This window comes from Paracoccus sp. pheM1 (assembly GCF_018499825.1).
Classification (GTDB): Bacteria; Pseudomonadota; Alphaproteobacteria; order Rhodobacterales; family Rhodobacteraceae; genus Paracoccus; species Paracoccus versutus.
The window spans coordinates 774,174-794,581 of sequence record NZ_JAGXCX010000002.1; the positions used below are offsets into that span (position 1 = coordinate 774,174).

A 20,408-nucleotide genomic window follows, 5' to 3' on the forward strand; every position below is an offset into this window, starting at 1 on the left:
TCGTCTCCTCCTCAGGCCCTGCGCAGACCACACCAGCGCTGGATGAAGTCGGCGATCACCCGGGTGGTGTGCCTGACGCTCTCCAGCTCGACATATTCGTCGAAACCATGCATCTGCCCGCCGGCGGGGCCGTAGCAGAGGCTGGGGATGTCGTAATAACGACCATAGAAGCGGCTGTCGGTGACCCCGGTGAACAGCCATTCCCGCGCCTCGGCGCCGGTCGCCGTCCTGTGGGCCTCGCGCATCGTCGCCTCGAAGGCGCTGCCGGGTTCCAACACGTAATCCTCCGCCTGAAAACCGTGCCAGATGATCTCGGGCGGGTTCGGCGCGAGGAACGGATCGGCCCCTGCCGCCCGCATGACCACATCGGCAAGCTCCTGGCGGAATGCCTCCAGCGACATGCCCGGCAGGACCGCGATGCGGCAGTCCAGCTCGCACCAGGCCGGGGTCGAGCTCGCCCAGTCGCCGCCGCGGATCTTGCCTGCGTTGAACTTGATCGGCGCGGTCAGCCCGGAGAACCGGGGGTGCGTCTTGACCCGTTCGTTCAGGTCGCGGGTGAAGGCCTGCAGCGCCTCTATCAGTCGATAGGTCGAGAGAATGGCGTTGGTGCCCTGTTCGCTTTCGGCGACATGCGCCGGCTTGCCCCGCACCGAAAGGCGGAACCACATCACGCCGATCTGCCCACGCCCGATGCAATGCCCGGTGGGTTCCGGGATCAGGCAGGCATCGGCACGATAACCGCGCGCCAGCGTCGAAAGCGCGCCGTTGCCGGTGGATTCCTCTTCGGTCACACTTTGCACATAGACGTCGCTGCCCGGCAGATAGCCGGCATGCCGCAGGGCATCGAGCGCGAAGACCATGGCGCAAACCCCGGCCTTCATGTCGCAAGCCCCGCGCCCGAACAGCTTGCCCTCGACGACCGTCGCGTCATAGGGCGGCGCGGACCACATGGCCTCCGGTCCGGTCGGCACCACGTCCACATGGCCCTGCAGGATCAGGCTGCGGCCAACCGGCTGTGGCGCCCGGATCGCGGCGACCACCTGCACCGCCTGGCCATAATCGGTGTCGCGCACCGGCGAATGGCCCGGCAGGTGCTCCATGTCCACATCGGAAAGCACATAGCGGTCGACACTCCAGCCACGGGTGCGGAACGCGGCGGCGATCCAGTCCTGGCAGGGGCCTTCCAGGCCGCGCTGGCTGGGAAAGCCGACCAAGGTCTTCAGCCAGTCGAGCTGTCGGTCCCAACTGGCCGCGATGGCCTGGTCGAGTTCTGACGACGTGAGCATTCCTTCTCCTCCCGTGATCTGCATCGTCTGCGCCGCGTGCTGGATCTCGTCGGGAACGGCGCGGGGTCTGAGCAACGGAATAGGCGTCGCCGGATAATCTGGAAAATACATTAATTTCGTTCTATTCTTTCATTTCATGAAACAAGGAGGATGCATGCGGTCCCGGCTGACGCTCAGGCAGTTGCGCTATGTCTGCGAAGTGGCGCGGTTGCAGAATGTCCTTGCGGCCTCGCGGGCGTTGGGGATCTCGACCTCATCCATCCTGGCGGCCATCGACGCGGCCGAGCACGAGGCGGGCACCCGCATCTTCAACCGCTTCCCAGCCAAGGGCATCCGCATCACCCCGGCCGGCAGCCGGTTCGTCACTGCCGCCGCACGGCTGCTGGCAGCGGAGACCGAATTCGCGCGCGCCACCAGCGACATCTCGGCGCGCATTCCTGATCCGCTGCGGATCGGCTGTTTCGAGCCGCTGGGGACGCTGCTTCTGCCCAGCGTGCTGCGCCGCTTCACGGCGAACGAAGCGGATGTCGAGATCGTGGTGAGAGAGAGCGACCAGAGCGAATTGCGCGACTGGCTTTCCGCCGGCGAGATCGAGTTCGCCGTGCTCTACGAGGGCGACATCATCGCCCCCTTCGACCGGACGCCGATCTGCCTGGTGCCGCCGCATGTCGCCATGCACCCCGACGATCCGCTTGCCCGGCAAGAGGCAATCCGGATCGAGGACATCGCCCGGCGTCCCTTCGTGTTGCTGGACCAGCCCGAGATCGCACCGCAATTGCTGGCCATCTTCCGCCTGATTGCCGAGGCGCCGCAGATCAGCTTTCGCGCCCGGACCTATGGTGCCGCGCTGGCGGCAATATCAGAGGGGTTCGGCCTTTCGATCCTGAACTTGCGGCCCTTGACCCCGATTTATGCCGAGCAGGGCGCCATCGTCAGGAAGCCCATCGTCGACGACCTGCCTTTTGCCAAGCTCGTTGTCGCCGATACCTATGGGGCCGAGAAACCCTATTTCCTGCAATCCTTCATCGCGACCTTCAGGAAATACCTTGCCGAGATCGGCACCGACGGTTTCGCCGTCCGCAATCCCGGTCACAAGAAGGATCTTCTATTCTGAGGCCCAACGCAAAACCGGCAGACCGGCGCTGTCCCCGCCAGGCTGATATCGTGCGGTTGGACCCGGCGCTTGTCGGACCCGCGCCGGCTTCCGCTGAGGTGACGGCCGCATCTAGACCAGGATGCGCATATACTGATATTCAGGCAATTCTCGATGCCATGGTGCTGCCCTCGCGGCCAAGGCAGGACTGTTTGACGCCGCCAAAGGGCATCACCTCAGACGAGATCAAGCTGGCGTTCACCCTGACCATGCCGATCTCCAGCATCCCGACCACCCGCCAGACGTGGGAGGGGTGGCGGGCATAGAAATAGCCCGCCAACCTGCATTTTCTGGCATTGGCCACCGCCTCGTCCTCGGCCTCGAAGCGCCAGATGGAAGCGGCAGTTGAACATCCGCCGCGACGCGCTGGAGGCCTCAGCCCAGAACGAGCTAGGAAAGCACCTGTGGAGCCCGAGCTGTTTCGCGCGTTCTGTGCCGATTTCAGGAGGGAGATGAACTGACCCCTCTCTGGTTTTTCCGGCAGCTCCATCTTTTGCATAGGATGGAGCATCATGAGCCAGATGACGATCAGGTTTTCCCGCGAAATGCGTGCGCAGGCGGTGCGATTGGTTCTCGACAATGGGGATCAGCACGTCTTTCGTTTGCCGTGGGTCCTGTCGATCTCGGCGAAGATCGGCTGCGGAGCGCAGATGCCGAAGGGTTGGGTCCAGAAGGCCGAGGTCGACAGCGGCAAGCGCGCAGGGATCCCGACCGAGATGGCCCAGAGGATGCAGGCGCTGGAGCGAGAGAACCGCGAGTTGCGCCAGGCGAAGGAGGTCTTTCGTAAGGGTGAGGGCCTCGCGATCGGTTCGAGGGCTGGCCCTCACCCTTCGTGATCGCTGCCTCCGCCCGGACGCTCGTCGGCTGGCGCGCCAGCACTTCAGCTCATGCGGGTTTCGTGCTCGATGCCCTGGAACAGACCGTGCATGATCGGCGCCCGCCCAAGGGCATCGGCGGGTTCACCATAGCGACAACGGCTCGCAATATCTGTCCGTTCGCTACAGCGAGCAGCTGGCAGAAGCGGGTATAGAGCCTTCGGTGGGGAACGTCGGAGACAGCTGCGACGACCCCTTGGCCGAGACGATCAATGGTCTGCTCAAAGCCGAGGTCATCCGCCGCCGCGGGCTGGGACGCAGCTTCGAGGCCGTCGAGTGCGCCACGCTGGAATGGGTCGACTGGTTCAACACCCCCTCGCAGGTTCTCGCGAACCCATGGCGTTCACCTGCTCGAACCGATCAGGAACATCCCGTCCGCCGAAGCCGAGGCCAACTTCTACGCGGTTCTGGACACTGATCCCATAGCCGCGTAACTCACCAAAATCGGCCTCCAGAAAGCACCGTGCGGTTCACTATACCGATGATGGCTCGAGATATCTTGGCAGGGGCGTCTGCCGGGTTTTCCAGAGTGGCGGCGCCAAACGCCGGCATAACAGGTATTCCGCTCACGAGAGACGAATGACCGATTGCATCGGCCACAACTTTACGGTCCACTCGGAAAACCCCGCTCTCCACGCGCCAATCCACCCCCCCAAATCCCGGAATTTCGCCGCCGCCAAGCAAAGTTGCCCCTAATCCAGGGCCTCTAGATCCAAGTCGACCTCCAAAATTCGTAGGCTATTCCTCGCGAGCAGAGGCACGGCCGATGCGGGCTGCCAATCGCAGCATCGGCCGCAGCCCCCGCAGCGAAAGTCGTGAACTCGGGCAAGGTGCAACCCGGTGCAAACGATGCGCGATCTGCATCGCCCCAGGAAAGGGCCATGAGTGGGCTGCGGCATTCATGGACCGATCCGCCCGCGGCGATCAGCCCTCGAAACGGATGCCGAGGGCGAGCAGAGAGTCCTGCGTAAACGGCGACCAGCGTGCTGGCGGGGTGCCGGCCTCGGGGGCGAATGCCTCCAGGACATCGAGCAGCTGCACCAAGGTCGCCCGGATGATCGCATGGCCCAGGCAGGCAGGCTGCCCCAGGCCGAACATCAGCGCGCGCGCCCTGGCGGTCGGGGTCGAACCGTTCCGGCGCCGGAAACGCCAGCGGGTCGTGATTGCCCGCCGCCCAGACCATCGACAGGACGGTCCCGGCCTCCATCACCAGGGCGCCCAGGGCAATCCTGCCCGTTGCCATAGGAGTGGAGATGACCAGGCGCAGGCATTCGCCGGCGCATTGCGCCGTCGCCGTCACCTGGCGCCGATGCGCAAAGGCCCCGCCGGTCCGGCTGTCGGCCTGGAGCGAGCGCATCCGCCGGTTCCGCCCGCCATGCCGGAAGCAGGCTGCTGGCCGATGTCCGCTATGGCGACATGGCCGCCGACGGTTTTCCCACGCTCCCCCTGGAAGCGCGCCATGTCCACTCCCCTGCCCCGGCAGCCCGAGCGCCTGAGCCATGCCGGCCCGCGGCACGCCGCGGCTGCGCACCGCGCTGCAGGGCCATCTCTGGCGGGCGCACTGGTCTGTGAGCCCGGCCAGATCGTCATCGCCCACGGCCCGCAGCAGGGACTGGATCTTTGCGCACGGCTGATCCTCGATCCGGGCGATGCCTTCGCGATCGAGAGCCCCTGGCATGCGACGGCGCGCCAAGTGCTGAGCGACACGGGGGCGATGCCGATTTCCACCCCGGTCGACGAGGCGGGGCCGAGGACCGAGGCGCTGAGGTTCGCGATGTCGAACAAGACCGACAAAGGCCGGACATCGAACTGCCAGGGATATTTTGCCCCTCAGCTCTTCCCGCCCCAGGGTCCGTGATGGCTGTCCTGCCCGTCCAGCCGGTCGAAGCCATGCGCGCCGAAAATGTCGCGCTGCGCCTGGATCATGTTCGCCGTGCCGCGGCCGGTGCGCATCATGTCGAACCAGCCAAGCCCCGAGGCCAGCGCCGGCAAGGCATGGCCGTGCAGCACGCCCTGCGCCACCACCGCGCGCAGCGCCGGCATCGCGGTCTCGAGCTTCCCGGCGAAGAACGGCGCCAGCACCAGGTTGCGCGACGGATCCTCGGCCAGCGCCGTCGCCATGTCGTTCAGCATCGCCGAGCGGATGATGCAGCCCGCACGCCAGACCCGCGCGATCCCCGGCAGGTCGAGCTGCCAGCCGAAGGCGCGGCCGGCGGCCTCGATCATCGCGAAACCCTGCGCATAGCACAGGATCTTGCCGGCGATCAGCGCCTGTTCCAGCTGGTCGCGCGCCAGGTCCAGCGCCTGCGGGGCGGCAGCGAAACGCGCCTCGCCCGCCTTGCGCTCGTCGATGCGGGCCGAGACGTTGCGCGCCATCACTGCCGCCTCGATCACCGGGATCGGCGCCGCCAGGTGCTGCGCCTCGATCGCGGTCCAGCGGCCGGTGCCCTTCTGCCCGGCGGCGTCCAGGATCACGTCCAGCATCGGCTGGCCGGTCAGCGGATCGGCGGCATGGGCCACCGCGGCCGAGATCTCGACCAGATAGGATTTCAGCACGCCTTCGTTCCAGCCGGCGAAGGTCTCGCCGATGGCGGCGGCGGACAGGCCGAGCCCGTCGCGCATCACGCCATAAACCTCGGCGATCATCTGCATGTCGGCATATTCGATGCCGTTATGTACGGTCTTGACGAAATGCCCGGCACCGGCCTCGCCCATCCAGGTGGCGCAGGGGGTGCCGTCCTCGGCCTGGGCGGCGATGGCCTGCATGACCCCTGCGACGCGGTCCCAGTCGGCCCGCGCGCCGCCGCCCATGATGGCGGGGCCGTGGCGCGCGCCCTCTTCGCCGCCCGAGACGCCCATGCCCAGGAAGCGCATCGGCAGGCCGGACGCCGCGCGGCGGTTGGTGTCGTGGAAATTGGCGTTGCCGGCGTCGATGACCAGGTCATCGGGGCCGAGCAGCGGCGCCAGCGCCGCGATCTGGTCGTCGACGGCCGGACCGGCGGGGACCATCAGGATGATGGCGCGCGGCGGGGCAATGGCGGCGACCAGGTCGGCCAGGCTCTCGGTCGGGATCACGCGATCCGCCAGCGCGCCGGCCTCGGCGTGGAAGCGGCGGGTCACTTCGGTAGTGCGGTTCCAGACCGCGATGGGAAAGCCCTTCTCGGCGATGTTCAGCGCCAGCGCCGCCCCCATCGTCCCAAGGCCGATAAGGCCGATCGAAGTTTCAGTTTTCATTATTCTTCTTTGCTCTGGACAGCGCATCCCCGAGGGACGCCGATTGATGATCGAAATGCAGCTGCGCGTTAGGCCGTGGCATGGAGCCTCTGATAGCGCCAACGGAACAGGCAGTCAAAGCCGACCTGCATGGCGCCCCCGGCAAGAAGACCTGGGCGCCACGCCTTAGCGGGTTCAGCCCAGCAGCAGGTTGGGCAGGAAGGTGACGATCCCAGGGAACACGGCCAGCATGATCGCAAAGCCGATCATGATCAGCAGGAAGGGGAAGGTGACGCGTGCGATATAGGCCGTGCTTCGGGCGGTGATGTTCTGGATGACGGCAAAGTTGAACGCCACCGGCGGCGTGATCTGCGCCATCTCGACCACCAGGACCATGAAGATGCCGAACCAGATCTTGTCGAAGCCCGCGGCCTCGACCAAGGGCAGCACCACCGGCAGGGTGGTCGCGATCATGGAGAAGCCTTCAAGCGCCGTCCCCAGCACCAGATACAGCACGATCAGCGCAACGATCAGCAGCATCGGCGAGAGGTTCCAGTCCGTCACCACATTTGCGACCGCGCCAGGAATGCCAAGGGTCGAGGTGATGTTGCCCAGCACCGATGCCCCAAGGATGATGATGCCCATGACCGAACAGGTCTGCACCGTCCCCAGCAGAATGTCGCGCAGCGCCCGCAGGCTCAGCGCACCCTGCGACAGCGACACGAGGAAGGCCCCGACCACGCCCAGGGCCGCGGCCTCGGAAGGGGTCGCCAGGCCGCCATACATCGAGCCCAGCACGCAGAGGATCAGGAACATGACCGGCCCGAGATCCCGAAGGGCGGCAAGGCGCTGGCGGAACGGCATGTGGCGCAACGCCCGTTCGTTTTCGGGCACCAGGTCAGGCTTGGCGCTGGCGCGGATCATGATGTAGACGGCAAAGACCAGGGCAAGCAGGACGCCGGGGATGAAGCCGGCGGTGAAAAGCCGCAGGATCGATTCATTGGCCAGCACGCCATACATGATCATCACCGTCGACGGCGGGATCAGGAAGCCCAGCGTCCCGGCACCGGCAAGGCTGCCGATGGCCAGGTCGGGCGAATAGCCCCTGGCCAGCAGCTCCTTCAGGGTCATGCGGCCGACGACCTGCGTCGTCGCGGCCGAGGATCCCGAAATCGCCGCAAAGATCGAGCAGCCGACGACATTGACATGCAGCAACCGGCCCGGAAGCAGGCCCGCCCAGGGCGCCAGGCCACTGAACAGCGTTTCCGACAGGCGCGTCCTGAACAGGAACTCACCCATCAGGATGAACAGCGGCAACGCGACCAGGTCGGGCGTCGTCAGGATGTTGAACAGGTATTGCGGAAACAGCCTGTCGACGGGCAGGCCGGTGAACAGCATTGCCAGGCCGATGGCCGTGGCCAGCAAGGCGATTCCGATCCAGGCTCCGATGGCCAATGTGCCGAAAAGAAGCCCGAACAGGCTTGCGACGATAGCGCCCATGTTTCTCCCCGATATTCCTTGTTTCGCGCGCAGGGGCGCTGTGGCTTACTCGATGGCGCTCGCGGCACCGAGGCTGGGTTTGTCGACGGCGTTTCCGCTGATGGCGGTGACGAGACGGGCGACCATCTGGAAGGCCAGGACGGCCGCGCCGATGGTCAGCACCAGTTGCGGAATCCACAAGGGCGTGAAGCTGTCCTGGGAAACCTCGCCATAGCTCCAGGTGCGATGCGTGAACTGCGCAAGCCAGATCGCCAGCGGCAGCGTGACGGCGGTCCCCAGGATGGCGGCGAAGATCTCGAACATCCTGGCATAGCGACCCTTGCCCATCGAGAGCAGCAACTCCACCCGCAATTGCAGGCCCGCGCGCAGCGTCATGCCCGAGCCGAGCAGGAAGGCCGCGCCCATCAGATAGGCACTGTACTCCCAGCCGATTCCGGTGCCCGTCGGAAAGGACGGGACATAGCGGCTGATCAGCGCCATCGCGGTGTCGATCAGCACGAGCAATGTCAGGCCCACGACGCAAAGACCGGCAAGCCAGGCCGCGACAAGTGAGGCGAAGTCTGCCGCCCTTTGCAGGGCAGCCACAGCGCCGCGTTCAGCGACGGCTTCGGGGGCGAGGTGCTGCTCTCCGGCCATCTCAGTTGCCGCCTTTCGACGCGAGATAGGCATCGGCAATCGGCTTGGCCGCAGGAACCCTGTCAAAGAACTCTGCCTGAACCTGCTTGGCCTTTTCGGCGATCTGGGCCTTCAGTTCGTCCGACAGCTCGACCACCTGCATGCCGTGGCCGGTCATGATCTCAAGGCTCTTCTGGTCGCTCTCGCGCGAGCTTTCCCAGAATTGCGGCTCAAGCTCGGCGGCGACCTTCTCGATCGCAGCCTGCTGTTCCGGCGAAAGCTTGCCCCAGGAATCCAGGTTGATCGTCACCGCGTTCGACCCCCAGGTGTGGTTGGTCGGATAGATGTGGCTCAGGAATTCCCAGAACTTGCCGTCCACGCCCGAGGTGGCAGAGGTCGCGACGCCACTGACACGGCCCGAGGCCAGCGCCGGCAGCAACTCGCCCCAGGGCATGGCGATGCCGTCCATGCCAAGGCTGCTGACGATATCGACGGTATTCTTGTCGGCGCCGCGCACCGTGATGCCGCGGAAATCGCCGATGTCGTCGATCTCGGTCTTCAGATAGACATACTGGGCCGGCGACGGCACCATGTAGAGGATCTTCTGGTTGTATTGCTCGGCCAGCTTCTCGAATTCGGGGCGAAGGAAGGCGTGGTATTCTTTCAACTCCTCCATCGACTCCACCAGGAAGGGCACGCCTTCGGCGCCGAACAGCGGATTCATCCCGACCTGCTGGCTGATGTTGATGTCCGCCATGTCGGCCAGCCCGTCGCGAACCGCACCGAGTTGGTCGGGCCCCTTGAAGCCCAGCGACCCCGAGGTGGCGACGGTGATGACGACCTCGCCATCGGTGGCCTCTTTCACGGCTTCAGCGAAGCTCTTGGTGTTTTCCGCCATGAAATTGCCGTCCGGCAGCACTTCGGACAGGCTGAGCCGGGTCTGCCCCATGGCGGCGCTTGCCATGACCAGCGCGGTCGCTGCCCCGCAGGCGATTGACTTCAGGATCATCGAACTCTCCCAATGTTGGCGCTTACCGCAGACGAACGGGACCAAGATCTCGCGGCTGCGGCGCGACAGTTTTGCAGTTTTGTGACCGTTGCACCTGTCACCCTAGCGACAGGCCCATCGCTGCGAAAAGAACAGTTCGGTCTGACATGATCGCGAATGCTTATACATCGGTGCGCCCCACGCGCCGACCCAATAGAATGGCCGCGCGGCCGGGCAGAATCGCGCTTCAGGGGTGTATTATCATGGACATACGCAGGCTTTACGCCTTCATGAAGATCGTGGACATCGGCAGCATCACGCGGGCGTCCGCGATCCTGCACATCGCCCAGCCGGCGCTGAGCCAGCAGATCGCCGCACTGGAAACCCATTTCGGCAAGCCGCTGCTGCTGCGCTCGAAACGCGGCGTCATCCCGACCGAGGCGGGCAAGGTCCTGTATCGCCATTGCCAGATGATCATCCGGCAGATGAACCAGGCCGAGCAGGACATCGCCACCTCATCGGAAGAAATTACCGGCGCGGTCAGCGTCGGCTTCGCGCCGCTGGGCCTTGGTTCTCTTGTGGCGACGCAGCTGATGCGGACCATCCGCGAAAAGCATCCGGGGATCCTGCTCTATGCCAATGAGGCGGTCGGCGGCGGCGTGATCAGCGAACAGATCATGACCGGCAAGATGGACATCGCGCTGATCTTCGATCCCGGCAAGATCCCCAGCCTCAGCTTCGAGCCGATCTCGACGGAAGAGCTGTATTTCGTGGGAACGCAGATCGCCGAGCCGGAGGATGGCGAGATCTCGTTCGCCGAGGCCGTGTCCCAGCCGCTGATCCTGCCGAGCCCGATCCATACCGTCCGCCAGGTGATCGAAACCACGCTGTCGCGCGTCGGGACCAGCGCGCAGGTCGTCGCCCAGACCGAGTCGATCTCGTATCTGTCGAACGCGCTGGCCGAGGGGCTGGGCTGCACCATCCTGCCCGCATCGGCGGCGCAGGCCGTGCTGCGTCGCGTCCCGGATGCCCGGAGCTATCGCATCAGGCGCCCCAACATGAAGGTCGCCATGGCGATCTGCGTCTCGGCGCAGCTGCCCCTTTCGGAAGCGGCCGCCGTGGTGCGCGATCATCTGGTGCGGCTGGCAACAGAGATGGCGCAATCCCCGGCGGCCTTCGGTTCAGCCCAAGGATAGCGCGCCGCTCAGGCGAAAAGGATCTGTGCCTTGACCGCCGTCGCGCGGTCCGAGGCCAGCCGGAACGCCTGCTCGGCCTCGTCCAGGGCGACCTCGTGGGTGATCAGCGGCTTGACGTCGATCCGGCCCGCCAGCATGGCCTGGACGCCGGTCGCGAACTCCTGGTGGAACCGGAAGGAGCCGCGCAGGTCCAACTCCTTGGCGGTAAGCGCCGTCATCGGCAGCGGCATGTCGCCGCCCAATCCCAACTGCACGACCACGCCGCGCGGCCGCATGGCCGCGATGGCCGGCGCGATGGCCGCGGCGACACCCGTGCATTCGAACAGGACATCGAAGCTTCCCTTGCCCACGGCAAAGGGCGACAGGCCATCCGGCGCCGTGCCGGTGTTGACCGTCAGATCCGCGCCGCATTGGCGCGCCATCGCCAACGTGAAATCCGACAGGTCCGTCGCAACGATCTCGCCCGCGCCCGCCAGCCGCGCCGACAGGATCGACAACAGGCCGATAGGACCGCAGCCGGTGACGAGCACGCGCTTGCCCAGCAATTCCCCGGCCCGGCGCGCGGCGTGCAGCGTGACCGCCAGGGGCTCGGCCATCGCCGCCTCGCCCGGCGTCAGGCCATTGGCCAGCACGCATTGCGTGGCATCCGCCACCAGTTCCTGCCGGAACGCGCCCTGGATATGCGGGAACGGCATGGCCGAGCCGTAGAAGCGCATGTTCTCGCAATGGTTGGGCAGCCCCTCGCGGCAATAGCCGCAATCCCCGCAGGGACGCGAGGGCGACACGGCGACCAGATCGCCGGGAACGAGCCCCGCCACGTCCGGCGCGCATTCGACGACATGGCCGGAAACCTCATGGCCAAGGATCATCGGCTCGCGCAGCCGCACCGTCCCGAAGCCGCCGTGGTTGTAGTAATGCAGGTCCGATCCGCAGACCCCGCCGGCCGCAAGGCGGATGCGCACCTGTCCGGGGCCAAGCGCCTCGGGCTCGCGTTCCTCGATGCGCAGATCCCTGGCGGCGTGGATGACGATCGCTTTCATGGTGGCCTCAGATAACCGGGGTAAGCAGGGGCTGGCCGGCGAAATGCGCCGCCAGGTTGTTGCGGACCAGCTCGCCCATCGCCTTGCGCGTCTCGATGGTGCCCGAGGCCTGGTGCGGCTGCAAAAGCACGTTCGGCAGGTCCAGGAAGCGCGGGTCGATCCGGGGTTCGTTATCGAAAACATCCAGCGCCGCCGCGCCCAGCCGGCCGTCTTGCAGGGCAACGATGAGCGCCTGCTCGTCGATATTGGAGGCGCGCGAGACATTGACCAGCACGCCCTCGGGGCCCAGCGCCTCGATCACCTCGCGATTGACGATGTGCCGGGTCTGCGCCGAAGCCGCCAGCGCGACGAACAGGAACTCGGAATGCCGCGCCAGCTCGACCGGATCGGCGATGAAGGTCAGGTCGGTGGCATAATCCTTGGCCGCGACATCGGAATAGGCGATGTCCATGCCAAAGCCGCGCAGACGCTGGGCGATCTCGAAGCCGATCCGGCCCAATCCCAGGATGCCGGCCTTCTTGCCCCAGATGCGGCGCTGCAGCGGATAATTGCCCTTGGCCGCCCAGTGGCCGCCCCGCACCCAGGCTTCGGCGCCGACGATGCCGCGCGCGACGGCCAGCATCATCGCCACGCCCAGATCGGCCACATCCCCGGTCAGCACGTCGGGCGTGTTCGTCACCCGGATCCCCCGCTCGCGGCAGGCCTGCAGATCGACCGCGTCGAAACCCACGCCATAGACCGAGATCAGCTCGAGATTCGGGCAGGCCTCGATGACCTTGCGGCTGGCCCCCAGCTCGCCCCTGGTGGCGATGGCCCGCACATGCGCCCCGCATTCGGCAAGGAAGGCATCCTTGTCCGCGGCCTCGAAATAACGACGCAGGTCGTAATCCGCGTTCAGCGGAACTTCATCCCATTCTGGATAGGCCCCCATCTGCAGGACTACCGGCTTGCTCATCGTCTTCTCCATCATGGTGCGGGATTTTCCGATCGCCCCTTCAGCGGGCCCTTGACTCGGATTGTTATCGATAACAAACACGAGTCGGACGGATTTGTCGAGCCCCAAACGGAGGATCTGGGATGGCCGGAACGAATGGATTTGTGGAAAGCATGTTCGGGTTGGCGGGCCGCCGTGCGCTGGTGACGGGGTCGTCGCAGGGCATCGGTCATGCGCTGGCGCGGGGGCTGGCGAAAAGCGGCGCCGCGGTCGTGCTGAACGCCCGGAACCCGGAACGGCTGGAGGAGGCGCGCGCCGCGCTGCAGGCGGAACTGCCCGAGGCCGAGATCCGGGCCCTGCCCTTCGACGTGACGCGCCATGACGAAGTCCGCGCCGCGATCGACGGTTTCGAGGCCACGACCGGGCCCATCGACATCCTGGTCAACAATGCCGGCATGCAGTATCGCACGCCGCTCGAAGATTTCCCGGCTGACAGGTTCGAGGCCCTGCTGCAGACCAACATCGCCTCGGTCTTTCACGTCGGCCAAGCGGTGGCGCGGCACATGATCCGGCGCGGCCGCGGCAAGATCGTCAATATCTGCTCGGTCCAGACCGCATTGGCACGGCCGGGCATCGCCCCCTATACCGCCACCAAGGGCGCCGTCGGCAACCTGACCAAGGGCATGGCCACGGACTGGGCCCGCCACGGGCTGCAATGCAATGCCATCGCGCCGGGATATTTCGACACACCGCTGAACGCCGCGCTGGTCGCGGACCCCGACTTCTCGGCCTGGCTGGAAAAGCGCACGCCCGCCGGGCGCTGGGGCCTGGTCGAGGAACTGGTGGGGGCCTGCATCTTCCTGTCCTCGGACGCCTCGAGCTTCGTGAACGGGCACACGCTCTATGTGGACGGGGCGATCAGTGTTTCGCTCTAGGCGCGCATCATCCCCTCGTGCCGGGCGGCCGGCGCGAGGCCCGCTGCGATTCCCGCGGCAGGCCAGCCCGTGCCGCGGGGTGTTGTGACCGCATCCCGCAGCGTCTAGCCTGCCCTTTCGGCAGGGGCATGTGGCGGCATGAGCAGGGACGGATTTCACAGCGCAACCGTGAAGATGGCGGATATCGCCAAGGCGGTCGGGGTTTCCGCGATGACCGTCTCGCGGGCCTTTCGCGGCGACGAGGGCGTCAACTCGCAGACACGGGCACGGATTCTGGCCAAGGCCGAGGAGCTTGGCTATGTCTTCGACGCAACCGCCGCCAGCCTCAGGCAAAACCGGACCGGCTTCGTGGCGGTCACCGTGCCCTCGATCAACAATGCAAACTTCGCGGAAACCGTGCGGCAGCTCTCGCGCGGGCTGTCCCGGAACGGCTTGCAGATCCTGCTGGCCAATACCGAATACGACCCGCACGAAGAGGAAAGGCTGATCGGCCAGCTGCTGCGCCGCAAGCCCGAGGCGATCGTCCTGACAGTGGGCGACTATACCCGCAGGACGCGGCAAATGCTGCGGGCGACGCGGATTCCCGTGATCGAGATCTGGGACCTGCCCGCCGAGCCGATCCGGCATGTGGTGGGCTTTTCCAACACCGCTTGCATTGGCCGGCTGGTGGATCACCTGGTCGCCTCGGGCTATCGCGACATCGCCTTCATCGGCGGTGAATCGCCGCGCGATCCGCGCGGCGGCCAGCGCCGACGCGGCTTTGTCCAGGCGATGCGCCGCCATGGGCTGGACGACACGCGGCTGGTTCCCGCGGGCACCGCTCCGGTCGGAATGGCCGAAGGGGCGCAGGCGCTCGGGACGTTGCTGGACAACCATCCGACGACACGGGCGGTCGTCTGCGTCTCGGACCTAGTGGCTTTCGGGGTGATCTCGGAATGCCAGAGGCGGGGCATCGGCATCCCCCGCGATCTGGCGGTGGCCGGCTTCGGCAACTACGAGATCGGCAAGATCAGCGTGCCACGCCTGACCACGATCGATGTCCATGCCGGCACCATCGGCGGCAAGGCCGCGGATCTGATCGTCGCCCTGCTGCGACAGGATTCCGACGCGCCGCCCGCCCGGATCGAGATCCAGACGGACCTGATCGTGCGGGAATCCTCGGCCTGACCCTGCGCCCCGGCGAGGCGCAGGACATGTCTTAAGGGGCTCGTCAAAGATCGGTGGTCAGGCCCTTGGCCTTCAGCACCGCCTCGAGATTGCAGACGTCGATCACCGTCCGGCCGGATTTGTAGGCCTCGATATAGCCGGCCTCGTCCGCTTCGCGGGCGACGGATTTGCGCGCCACCTCGGCGGCATCCTCGCGGCGCACGACGACCAGGCCGTCCGCATCGCCCCGGATCACGTCGCCCGGCCGCACGACCTGGCCGCCGATGACGATGTCGCCGTTGATCTGGCCCAGCGTTTCCTTGACCGTGCCCTTGATGCAGACGCTCAGCGAAAACACCGGCAGGCCCAGCCGGATCAGCTCCTGCGTGTCGCGCACCCCGGTATCGGTGACGACGCCGGCAATGCCCTTGGCCAGGCAGGCATTGGCCAGGACGTCGCCGAAGCAGCCCGCCTCCTCGTATTCCCCGGCCGAGACGATGACGACGTCGCCGGGCTGGGCATAATGGATCGCCAGTTGCAGCATGATGTTGTCGCGCGGCGCGCTTTGCACGGTGAAGGCGGGGCCGCAGACCGACATGGCGCGGTCGACGGGCTTCAGGCGCGAGCTCAGCGCGCCCAGCCGACCCTGCGCCTCGTGAATCGTGGCGCTGCCGAATTTCGACAGCGCGGCCACATCCGCCGCGGCGGCACGTTCGATCCTGGTGATGATATGGGGCACGTCGTGCTTCTCCTTGCTGGAATATCGCGGCCGGGGCCGGGGGTGATCGGCCGGCAGCATAGGAAGGACGCAGCCCCCAGGCATAAGAGCGTCTGCATCTGATGTGATCGGGTTTCGCGATGCCCCGCACCGGGTCATGCGAAACCGCTCTGACATCATTGCAAAGCGGCGGTGCTACCAATCGCAAAAGAACGCAACTTCGCACAGGGACGACGCCCTTCGCATGCCGATCACCATCGACTCCATCATCGCGGGGATGGAATGGGCCGCAGACAACCATCTCGCCGAGTTCGCCTTTTCGGCCGAGGGGCACCGGATCACCATCCGCCGCGGCGCGGCCGGCGGCGCCCAGCCCGCGCCACCCGCCGCCGCGGCGGCAGCGCCGCCGGTCCCGGCACCCGAGGCGGATGCCGTCACCGCCCCGCTGGCCGGCCTGTGCCACCTGCGCCCCGAATCCGGCGGGGCGGCCTTTGTCGAGCCGGGCGCCCGCGTCGAGGCCGGGCAGACGATCTGCATCATCGAGGCGATGAAGATGATGACCCCCATACCCGCACCCCAAGCAGGCACCGTCGAGGCCATCCTGGTCGGCGACGGCGCGACGGTCGAGGCCGGCGCGCCGCTGATGAGGATCCGCTGATGGCCGCAATCGACATGGACTGCCTGCTGGTCGCCAATCGGGGCGAGATCGCCCTGCGCATCATCCGCGCCTGCCGCCGGCTGGGCCTGCGCGTCGTCTGCGCGCATTCCGAGGCGGATCGCGACGCGGCCTGGCTGCCGCTGGCCGACCAGGCGATCTGCATCGGTCCCGCGCCCGCCGCCAAGAGCTATCTGAACATCCCCGCCCTTCTGGCGGCCGCCGAGGCCAGCGGCGCGGGCCTGATCCATCCCGGCTATGGCTTCCTCTCGGAACGCCCGGAATTCGCCGAGGCCGTCGAGGCGGCCGGCCGGCGGCTGGTCGGACCCAGCGCCTCGGTCATGCGGATGATGGGCGACAAGGTCGAGGCCAAGCGCGCCATGATCGCCGCCGGCGTGCCCTGCGTGCCCGGCCCCGACAGCGTGCTGCCGGACGATCCCGAGGAAATCCGCCGGATCGCCGCCGGGATCGGCTATCCCGTCATCCTGAAGGCGGCCGGCGGCGGCGGCGGGCGCGGCATGCGCGTCGTGCGGGCCGAAGCCGAACTGGCCGGCGCCTTCATGGTCACGCGGCAGGAGGCGGGCCGCTTTTTCGGCAATGCGGACATCTATATCGAGAAATTCCTCGAAAAGCCGCGCCATGTGGAAATCCAGGTGCTTGCCGATGCGCATGGCCATGCGCTCTGGCTGGGCGACCGCGACTGCTCGATGCAGCGCCGCCACCAGAAGCTGATCGAGGAGGCCCCCGCGCCGGGGATCGACCGCGCGCTGATCGCGGAAATCGGCGAACGCTGCGCCGCCTCCTGCCGCCGGATCGGCTATGTCGGCGCGGGCACCTTCGAGTTCCTCTTCGAGGACGGGCAGTTCTATTTCATCGAGATGAACACCCGTATCCAGGTCGAACACCCGGTGACGGAAATGGTCACGGGGCTGGACATCCTGGCCATGCAGATCGACGTGGCGCGCGGCAACCCGCTGCCGATCACCCAGGAACAGGTGCGCACCCTGGGCCATGCCGTCGAATGCCGGATCAATGCCGAAGACCCGGACAGCTTCGCCCCCAGCCCCGGCCGGATCACGGCGATGCATGTGCCGGGCGGGCCGGGCATCCGCGTGGATACCCATGTCGGCGCCGGCTCGGTGATCCCGGCGAGCTACGATTCGATGATCGGCAAGATCATCGCCCATGGCGCCGACCGCGACGAAGCGCTGGCCCGCGCCCGCACCGCGCTGGACGAGGCGCGGGTGGAAGGCGTCTCGACCAATATCCCGCTGCACCGGCAGATGCTGGCGGACCCCGGCTTTTCGGCCGGGGGGGTCAGCATCCACCATCTCGAACACTGGCTCGAAGCACGGAAGTCCCGCCATGCCTGACGCGAAGCTCTCCATGATCGGCAGCCGGGCGGTGCTGTTCCAGCCCTCCTGCCCGTTCGATCTCGCCAACCAGCAGCGCATCTGGGCCATCGCCGACGAGGCCGCCACCTGGAAGGGTGTCCGCGAGGCCGTGCCCGGCATGACCAATGTCACCCTGCTTCTGGACCATGTCCCGACCGGGCTGGACCGGATCGAGAGGGATCTGGCCGCGCTGTGGGAAAGCGGCATCCGCAAGCAGGTCGAGGGCCGGCTTCTGGCGATCGACATGGCCTATGACGGCCCGCATCTGGCCGAGGTGGCCGGGATGACCGGCCTGCCCGTGGATCAGGTGGTGCGCCTGCATGCCGCGCCGGAATACACCGTCTATGCGGTCGGCAGCCATGCCGGCTATTGCTATCTGGGCGGTCTCGATCCCCGGCTGGAAACGCCGCGGCGCAAGGTGCCGCTGCCCCGGCTGCCGGGCGGGTCGCTGTCGCTGGCGGGGTTGCAGACCGGGGTCTCGGCCTCGGCGGGCCCCAGCGGCTGGAACACCATCGGCAGCACCGACCTGTCCTTCTTCGACCCCGAGCGCACGCCCGCCGCGCTGCTGCGGCCCGGCGACCGGATCCGCTTCAACCCCGTCGAGGTCAAGGCATGATCGAGGTTCTGTTCATTCCGCCCGCCGCGACGGTGCAGGACCTGGGGCGCGACGGCTACTGGTCGCAGGGCCTTGGCCGCGCCGGCGTCATGGATGCCCTGTCGCACAGCGTCGCGAACATGCTGCTGGGCAATGACGTCGATGCCGCGACGCTGGAGATCCCCTTGACCCCGGCGCGGTTCCGGTTCCGGCAGGCCGGGGCCTTTGCGCTGGCGGGCGCGGCCTGCGGCGCGACGCTGGCCGGGCGCCCCCTGCCCCGCGTCTGGGCGGGCATGGCCGATGCGGGCGATGTGCTGGAGCTTGGCCCGATGACATCCGGCGCCCGCAGCTATCTGGCGCTGCCCGGCGGAATCGACGTGCCGGCGGTGCTGGGCTCGCGCAGCACGCAACTGCGCGAAGGCTTCGGCGGGCTCGAAGGCCGCGTCCTTGCCGCCGGCGACGTGCTGCGTGCCGCGTCGGAGACGCTGCCGCTGCCGCCTGTGGGGCTTAGCCTGACCATGCCCGCGCTGCGCGCCGCGGGTGCCGCGGAGATCGAACTGCGCGCCCTGCCCTCGGCCGAGCATGGGGATTTCGCCCCGGCCTCGCGCGAGGCGTTCTGGACCACGCCCTACACGGTCAGCCAGCAAAGCAACCGCCAGGGCTATCGGCTGGAAGGCGAGACCCTGGCCTATGAGGCGTCCGGCGAATTGCGCTCGCACGGGATCGCGCCGGGGATCGTGCAGGTTCCGGGCGGCGGGCAGCCGATCATCCAGCTGGCCGATTCCGCGACCATGGGCGGCTATCCCAAGATCGCGGCGGTCATCGAGCCCGACCTGTGGCGCATCGCGCAGGCCCGGCCGGGCGACCGCCTGCGCTTTCGCCAGGTGACGCTGGCCGAGGCGGCCCTGGCCGCAAGGACGCAACAGGAATGGCTGGCCGGGATTCGCACGCAGTTGGAAGGATTTCTGACCCGGCAGAGGGGATGGCTCTGATGTTCGACAAGCAAGACCTCGCCCGGCTTCTGGACGCGATGCGCGCGCATGGCGTCGGCACGCTGGAAATAGAGGGCGGGGACATGTTCCTGCGCCTGGCCCTGCCGGCCGGGCCCGCACCGGCCACCGCGGCCGAGGCCAAGCCCGCGACCGCCACCGCCGCCGCGTGCAGCCCCGACATCGGCACCTTCCTGCCGCGCGGCAGCGACGACGGGCTGCCCGCGATCGCACCCGGCGACGCCGTCCGCGCCGCCGAGCTTCTGGGCTATGTCGCGCAGGGCGCCGTCCGCGCCGCCGTCACCGCCCCGGCGGATGGCATCATAGCGTCCGGGATCCCGGCGCCGGGCACCCTGTTCGGCCACGGCGACCCCGTCCTGACATTGGAGACCAGGCCATGATCATCGACATCAACTCGGACATGGGAGAGGGCTTCGGCCCCTACCGCATCGCCGACGACGAGGCGCTGATGGCGCAGATCAGCTCGGCCAACGTGGCCTGCGGCTACCATGCCGGCGATCCGGTCATCATGGACCGCACGATCCGGCTGGCCAGGGAGCATGGCGTCGACCTGGGCGCGCATGTCAGCTTTCCCGACCGCATGGGTTTCGGGCGCCGCCGGATGGACATGGACCTGCCGGAACTGGAATGCCATGTGCTTTATCAGCTGGGCGCGCTGGCCGGGCTGGCGGGCCGCGCCGGGCATCGCATCACCCACATGAACCCGCATGGTGCGCTTGGCAATCTCGCAAGCTCCGATCCCGCCATTGCGGCGGCAGTGGCGCGCGCGACCATGGCCTTCGACCCCGAGATCGCGTTCCTGGTCCTGCCGGGCAGCGCCCTGGAACAGGCCGCGCTGGAGATGGGCGGCAACGTGGTCCGCCTGTTCCTGGCCGACCGCGGCTATCTGGCCAGCGGCCAGCTTGCCCCCCGCAGCCAGCCAGGGGCGGTCATTCACGACGCCGAGCAGGTGGTGGCCCGCGTCATGCGGGTCATCCGCGACCGGCAGGTCGACACGGTGGACGGCCAGGTCATCCCGATGCCGGTGCAGTCCATCCTGGTCCATTCCGACACCGCGGGCGCCGTCGATCTGGCGCAGCGCCTGCGCAAAGGCATCACGGCCGGCGGCGCGACCATCGCCCCGCTGACCCGTCACATCTGACCCCCGGCGCATTC

21 protein-coding genes and 1 pseudogene are annotated in these 20,408 nt (G+C 67.2%); 12 read left to right on the plus strand and 10 right to left on the minus strand.

The features are described 5' to 3' along the window. Positions 1 to 11: 11 nt before the first annotated feature. Entirely contained in the window at positions 12 to 1,286 is a 1,275-nt protein-coding gene (locus KF941_RS17915) for an ArgE/DapE family deacylase (protein WP_214274100.1), read from the minus strand. 154 nt (positions 1,287 to 1,440) lie between these two features. Here KF941_RS17915 and KF941_RS17920 point away from each other — a divergent pair, with 154 nt between their 5' ends. Continuing rightward, a complete protein-coding gene (locus KF941_RS17920; RefSeq protein WP_214274101.1) occupies positions 1,441 to 2,400 on the plus strand; it encodes a LysR family transcriptional regulator in 960 nt (319 codons plus the stop codon). 139 nt (positions 2,401 to 2,539) lie between these two features. On the opposite strand, the gene KF941_RS17925 is transcribed toward KF941_RS17920, so the two are convergent. After that, positions 2,540 to 2,938 carry an aldehyde dehydrogenase family protein gene (locus KF941_RS17925; protein ID WP_240540474.1) on the minus strand — a complete coding sequence of 133 codons (399 nt, stop codon included), beginning with the start codon at positions 2,936 to 2,938 and terminating at the stop codon, positions 2,540 to 2,542. A 13-nt stretch (positions 2,939 to 2,951) separates the two neighbouring features. On the opposite strand from KF941_RS17925, the pseudogene KF941_RS17930 reads away from it, so the two are divergent. Beyond that, positions 2,952 to 3,748, plus strand: a pseudogene (locus KF941_RS17930) (DDE-type integrase/transposase/recombinase). Positions 3,749 to 4,238: 490 nt separating this feature from the next. Here the strand turns inward: KF941_RS17930 and KF941_RS17935 are convergent. Then, on the minus strand, positions 4,239 to 4,412 hold the full coding sequence (locus KF941_RS17935; RefSeq protein ID WP_214274102.1) for a hypothetical protein: 174 nt from the start codon (positions 4,410 to 4,412) through the stop codon (positions 4,239 to 4,241). A gap of 361 nt (positions 4,413 to 4,773) precedes the next feature. On the opposite strand from KF941_RS17935, the gene KF941_RS17940 reads away from it, so the two are divergent. Continuing rightward, positions 4,774 to 5,172, plus strand: coding sequence for a hypothetical protein (locus KF941_RS17940; RefSeq protein ID WP_214274103.1), 399 nt, complete (start codon positions 4,774 to 4,776; stop codon positions 5,170 to 5,172). Here the strand turns inward: KF941_RS17940 and gndA are convergent. The 4 genes from gndA to KF941_RS17960 form a co-directional block, all read right to left on the minus strand. Beyond that, a complete protein-coding gene (gene gndA / locus KF941_RS17945; protein ID WP_214274104.1) occupies positions 5,145 to 6,548 on the minus strand; it encodes an NADP-dependent phosphogluconate dehydrogenase in 1,404 nt (467 codons plus the stop codon). The two genes, KF941_RS17940 and gndA, sit on opposite strands and share 28 nt — an antisense overlap. Positions 6,549 to 6,722: 174 nt before the next feature. Next, the gene (locus tag KF941_RS17950; protein ID WP_036758267.1) at positions 6,723 to 8,027 is read right to left on the minus strand and encodes a TRAP transporter large permease subunit; all 1,305 of its coding nucleotides are present in this window, start codon (positions 8,025 to 8,027) and stop codon (positions 6,723 to 6,725) included. Between the two features lie 45 nt (positions 8,028 to 8,072). Continuing rightward, positions 8,073 to 8,663 carry a TRAP transporter small permease gene (locus KF941_RS17955; protein WP_072463289.1) on the minus strand — a complete coding sequence of 197 codons (591 nt, stop codon included), beginning with the start codon at positions 8,661 to 8,663 and terminating at the stop codon, positions 8,073 to 8,075. A gap of 1 nt (position 8,664) precedes the next feature. Next, a complete protein-coding gene (locus KF941_RS17960) occupies positions 8,665 to 9,651 on the minus strand; it encodes a TRAP transporter substrate-binding protein (protein ID WP_214274105.1) in 987 nt (328 codons plus the stop codon). A 242-nt stretch (positions 9,652 to 9,893) separates the two neighbouring features. Here KF941_RS17960 and KF941_RS17965 point away from each other — a divergent pair, with 242 nt between their 5' ends. Continuing rightward, a complete protein-coding gene (locus tag KF941_RS17965) occupies positions 9,894 to 10,826 on the plus strand; it encodes a LysR substrate-binding domain-containing protein (protein ID WP_114537919.1) in 933 nt (310 codons plus the stop codon). Between the two features lie 8 nt (positions 10,827 to 10,834). On the opposite strand, the gene KF941_RS17970 is transcribed toward KF941_RS17965, so the two are convergent. Both KF941_RS17970 and KF941_RS17975 read right to left on the minus strand, forming a co-directional pair. After that, positions 10,835 to 11,866, minus strand: a complete 1,032-nt coding sequence (locus KF941_RS17970) for an L-idonate 5-dehydrogenase (protein WP_036758262.1) — start codon at positions 11,864 to 11,866, stop codon at positions 10,835 to 10,837. A 7-nt stretch (positions 11,867 to 11,873) separates the two neighbouring features. After that, positions 11,874 to 12,821, minus strand: a complete 948-nt coding sequence (locus KF941_RS17975) for a 2-hydroxyacid dehydrogenase (protein ID WP_214274106.1) — start codon at positions 12,819 to 12,821, stop codon at positions 11,874 to 11,876. A 122-nt stretch (positions 12,822 to 12,943) separates the two neighbouring features. On the opposite strand from KF941_RS17975, the gene KF941_RS17980 reads away from it, so the two are divergent. Together KF941_RS17980 and KF941_RS17985 are read left to right on the plus strand one after the other, a co-directional pair. Next, on the plus strand, positions 12,944 to 13,735 hold the full coding sequence (locus tag KF941_RS17980) for an SDR family oxidoreductase (protein WP_036758260.1): 792 nt from the start codon (positions 12,944 to 12,946) through the stop codon (positions 13,733 to 13,735). Between the two features lie 138 nt (positions 13,736 to 13,873). Continuing rightward, complete coding sequence (locus tag KF941_RS17985; protein ID WP_240540475.1) at positions 13,874 to 14,902, plus strand: LacI family DNA-binding transcriptional regulator; 1,029 nt, start codon at positions 13,874 to 13,876, stop codon at positions 14,900 to 14,902. Between the two features lie 43 nt (positions 14,903 to 14,945). On the opposite strand, the gene KF941_RS17990 is transcribed toward KF941_RS17985, so the two are convergent. Further along, the gene (locus KF941_RS17990) at positions 14,946 to 15,620 is read right to left on the minus strand and encodes a 4-carboxy-4-hydroxy-2-oxoadipate aldolase/oxaloacetate decarboxylase (protein WP_346429012.1); all 675 of its coding nucleotides are present in this window, start codon (positions 15,618 to 15,620) and stop codon (positions 14,946 to 14,948) included. 223 nt (positions 15,621 to 15,843) lie between these two features. Between KF941_RS17990 and KF941_RS17995 the strand changes: the two genes are divergently transcribed. From KF941_RS17995 to KF941_RS18020, 6 genes are read left to right on the plus strand one after another with little or no spacing between them, the layout of a single operon-like run. Continuing rightward, positions 15,844 to 16,257, plus strand: a complete 414-nt coding sequence (locus KF941_RS17995; RefSeq protein WP_036758257.1) for an acetyl-CoA carboxylase biotin carboxyl carrier protein subunit — start codon at positions 15,844 to 15,846, stop codon at positions 16,255 to 16,257. Further along, positions 16,257 to 17,627 carry an acetyl-CoA carboxylase biotin carboxylase subunit gene (accC, locus tag KF941_RS18000; RefSeq protein ID WP_240540476.1) on the plus strand — a complete coding sequence of 457 codons (1,371 nt, stop codon included), beginning with the start codon at positions 16,257 to 16,259 and terminating at the stop codon, positions 17,625 to 17,627. Before KF941_RS17995 ends, accC begins: the two co-directional genes overlap by 1 nt. Beyond that, on the plus strand, positions 17,620 to 18,264 hold the full coding sequence (pxpB, locus tag KF941_RS18005; RefSeq protein WP_036758255.1) for a 5-oxoprolinase subunit PxpB: 645 nt from the start codon (positions 17,620 to 17,622) through the stop codon (positions 18,262 to 18,264). The genes accC and pxpB overlap by 8 nt, the downstream gene beginning before the upstream one ends. Beyond that, positions 18,261 to 19,235 (plus strand): biotin-dependent carboxyltransferase family protein, encoded by a 975-nt coding sequence (locus tag KF941_RS18010; protein ID WP_036758254.1) that lies wholly within the window; start codon positions 18,261 to 18,263, stop codon positions 19,233 to 19,235. The genes pxpB and KF941_RS18010 overlap by 4 nt, the downstream gene beginning before the upstream one ends. Continuing rightward, a complete protein-coding gene (locus tag KF941_RS18015) occupies positions 19,235 to 19,633 on the plus strand; it encodes a hypothetical protein (RefSeq protein ID WP_036758253.1) in 399 nt (132 codons plus the stop codon). The genes KF941_RS18010 and KF941_RS18015 overlap by 1 nt, the downstream gene beginning before the upstream one ends. Continuing rightward, positions 19,630 to 20,394, plus strand: a complete 765-nt coding sequence (locus KF941_RS18020; protein WP_214274108.1) for a 5-oxoprolinase subunit PxpA — start codon at positions 19,630 to 19,632, stop codon at positions 20,392 to 20,394. Before KF941_RS18015 ends, KF941_RS18020 begins: the two co-directional genes overlap by 4 nt. Positions 20,395 to 20,408 lie beyond the last annotated feature (14 nt).

Bases quoted from the DNA above. Each gene is read 5' to 3' on its own strand.
- KF941_RS17915 (WP_214274100.1), bottom strand. From the start codon at position 1,286: ATGCTCACGTCGTCAGAACTCGACCAGGCCATCGCGGCCAGTTGGGAC.
- KF941_RS17920 (WP_214274101.1), top strand. From the start codon at position 1,441: ATGCGGTCCCGGCTGACGCTCAGGCAGTTGCGCTATGTCTGCGAAGTG.
- KF941_RS17925 (WP_240540474.1), bottom strand. From the start codon at position 2,938: ATGCAAAAGATGGAGCTGCCGGAAAAACCAGAGAGGGGTCAGTTCATC.
- KF941_RS17935 (WP_214274102.1), bottom strand. From the start codon at position 4,412: ATGTTCGGCCTGGGGCAGCCTGCCTGCCTGGGCCATGCGATCATCCGG.
- KF941_RS17940 (WP_214274103.1), top strand. From the start codon at position 4,774: ATGTCCACTCCCCTGCCCCGGCAGCCCGAGCGCCTGAGCCATGCCGGC.
- gndA (WP_214274104.1), bottom strand. From the start codon at position 6,548: ATGAAAACTGAAACTTCGATCGGCCTTATCGGCCTTGGGACGATGGGG.
- KF941_RS17950 (WP_036758267.1), bottom strand. From the start codon at position 8,027: ATGGGCGCTATCGTCGCAAGCCTGTTCGGGCTTCTTTTCGGCACATTG.
- KF941_RS17955 (WP_072463289.1), bottom strand. From the start codon at position 8,663: ATGGCCGGAGAGCAGCACCTCGCCCCCGAAGCCGTCGCTGAACGCGGC.
- KF941_RS17960 (WP_214274105.1), bottom strand. From the start codon at position 9,651: ATGATCCTGAAGTCAATCGCCTGCGGGGCAGCGACCGCGCTGGTCATG.
- KF941_RS17965 (WP_114537919.1), top strand. From the start codon at position 9,894: ATGGACATACGCAGGCTTTACGCCTTCATGAAGATCGTGGACATCGGC.
- KF941_RS17970 (WP_036758262.1), bottom strand. From the start codon at position 11,866: ATGAAAGCGATCGTCATCCACGCCGCCAGGGATCTGCGCATCGAGGAA.
- KF941_RS17975 (WP_214274106.1), bottom strand. From the start codon at position 12,821: ATGAGCAAGCCGGTAGTCCTGCAGATGGGGGCCTATCCAGAATGGGAT.
- KF941_RS17980 (WP_036758260.1), top strand. From the start codon at position 12,944: ATGGCCGGAACGAATGGATTTGTGGAAAGCATGTTCGGGTTGGCGGGC.
- KF941_RS17985 (WP_240540475.1), top strand. From the start codon at position 13,874: ATGAGCAGGGACGGATTTCACAGCGCAACCGTGAAGATGGCGGATATC.
- KF941_RS17995 (WP_036758257.1), top strand. From the start codon at position 15,844: ATGCCGATCACCATCGACTCCATCATCGCGGGGATGGAATGGGCCGCA.
- accC (WP_240540476.1), top strand. From the start codon at position 16,257: ATGGCCGCAATCGACATGGACTGCCTGCTGGTCGCCAATCGGGGCGAG.
- pxpB (WP_036758255.1), top strand. From the start codon at position 17,620: ATGCCTGACGCGAAGCTCTCCATGATCGGCAGCCGGGCGGTGCTGTTC.
- KF941_RS18010 (WP_036758254.1), top strand. From the start codon at position 18,261: ATGATCGAGGTTCTGTTCATTCCGCCCGCCGCGACGGTGCAGGACCTG.
- KF941_RS18015 (WP_036758253.1), top strand. From the start codon at position 19,235: ATGTTCGACAAGCAAGACCTCGCCCGGCTTCTGGACGCGATGCGCGCG.
- KF941_RS18020 (WP_214274108.1), top strand. From the start codon at position 19,630: ATGATCATCGACATCAACTCGGACATGGGAGAGGGCTTCGGCCCCTAC.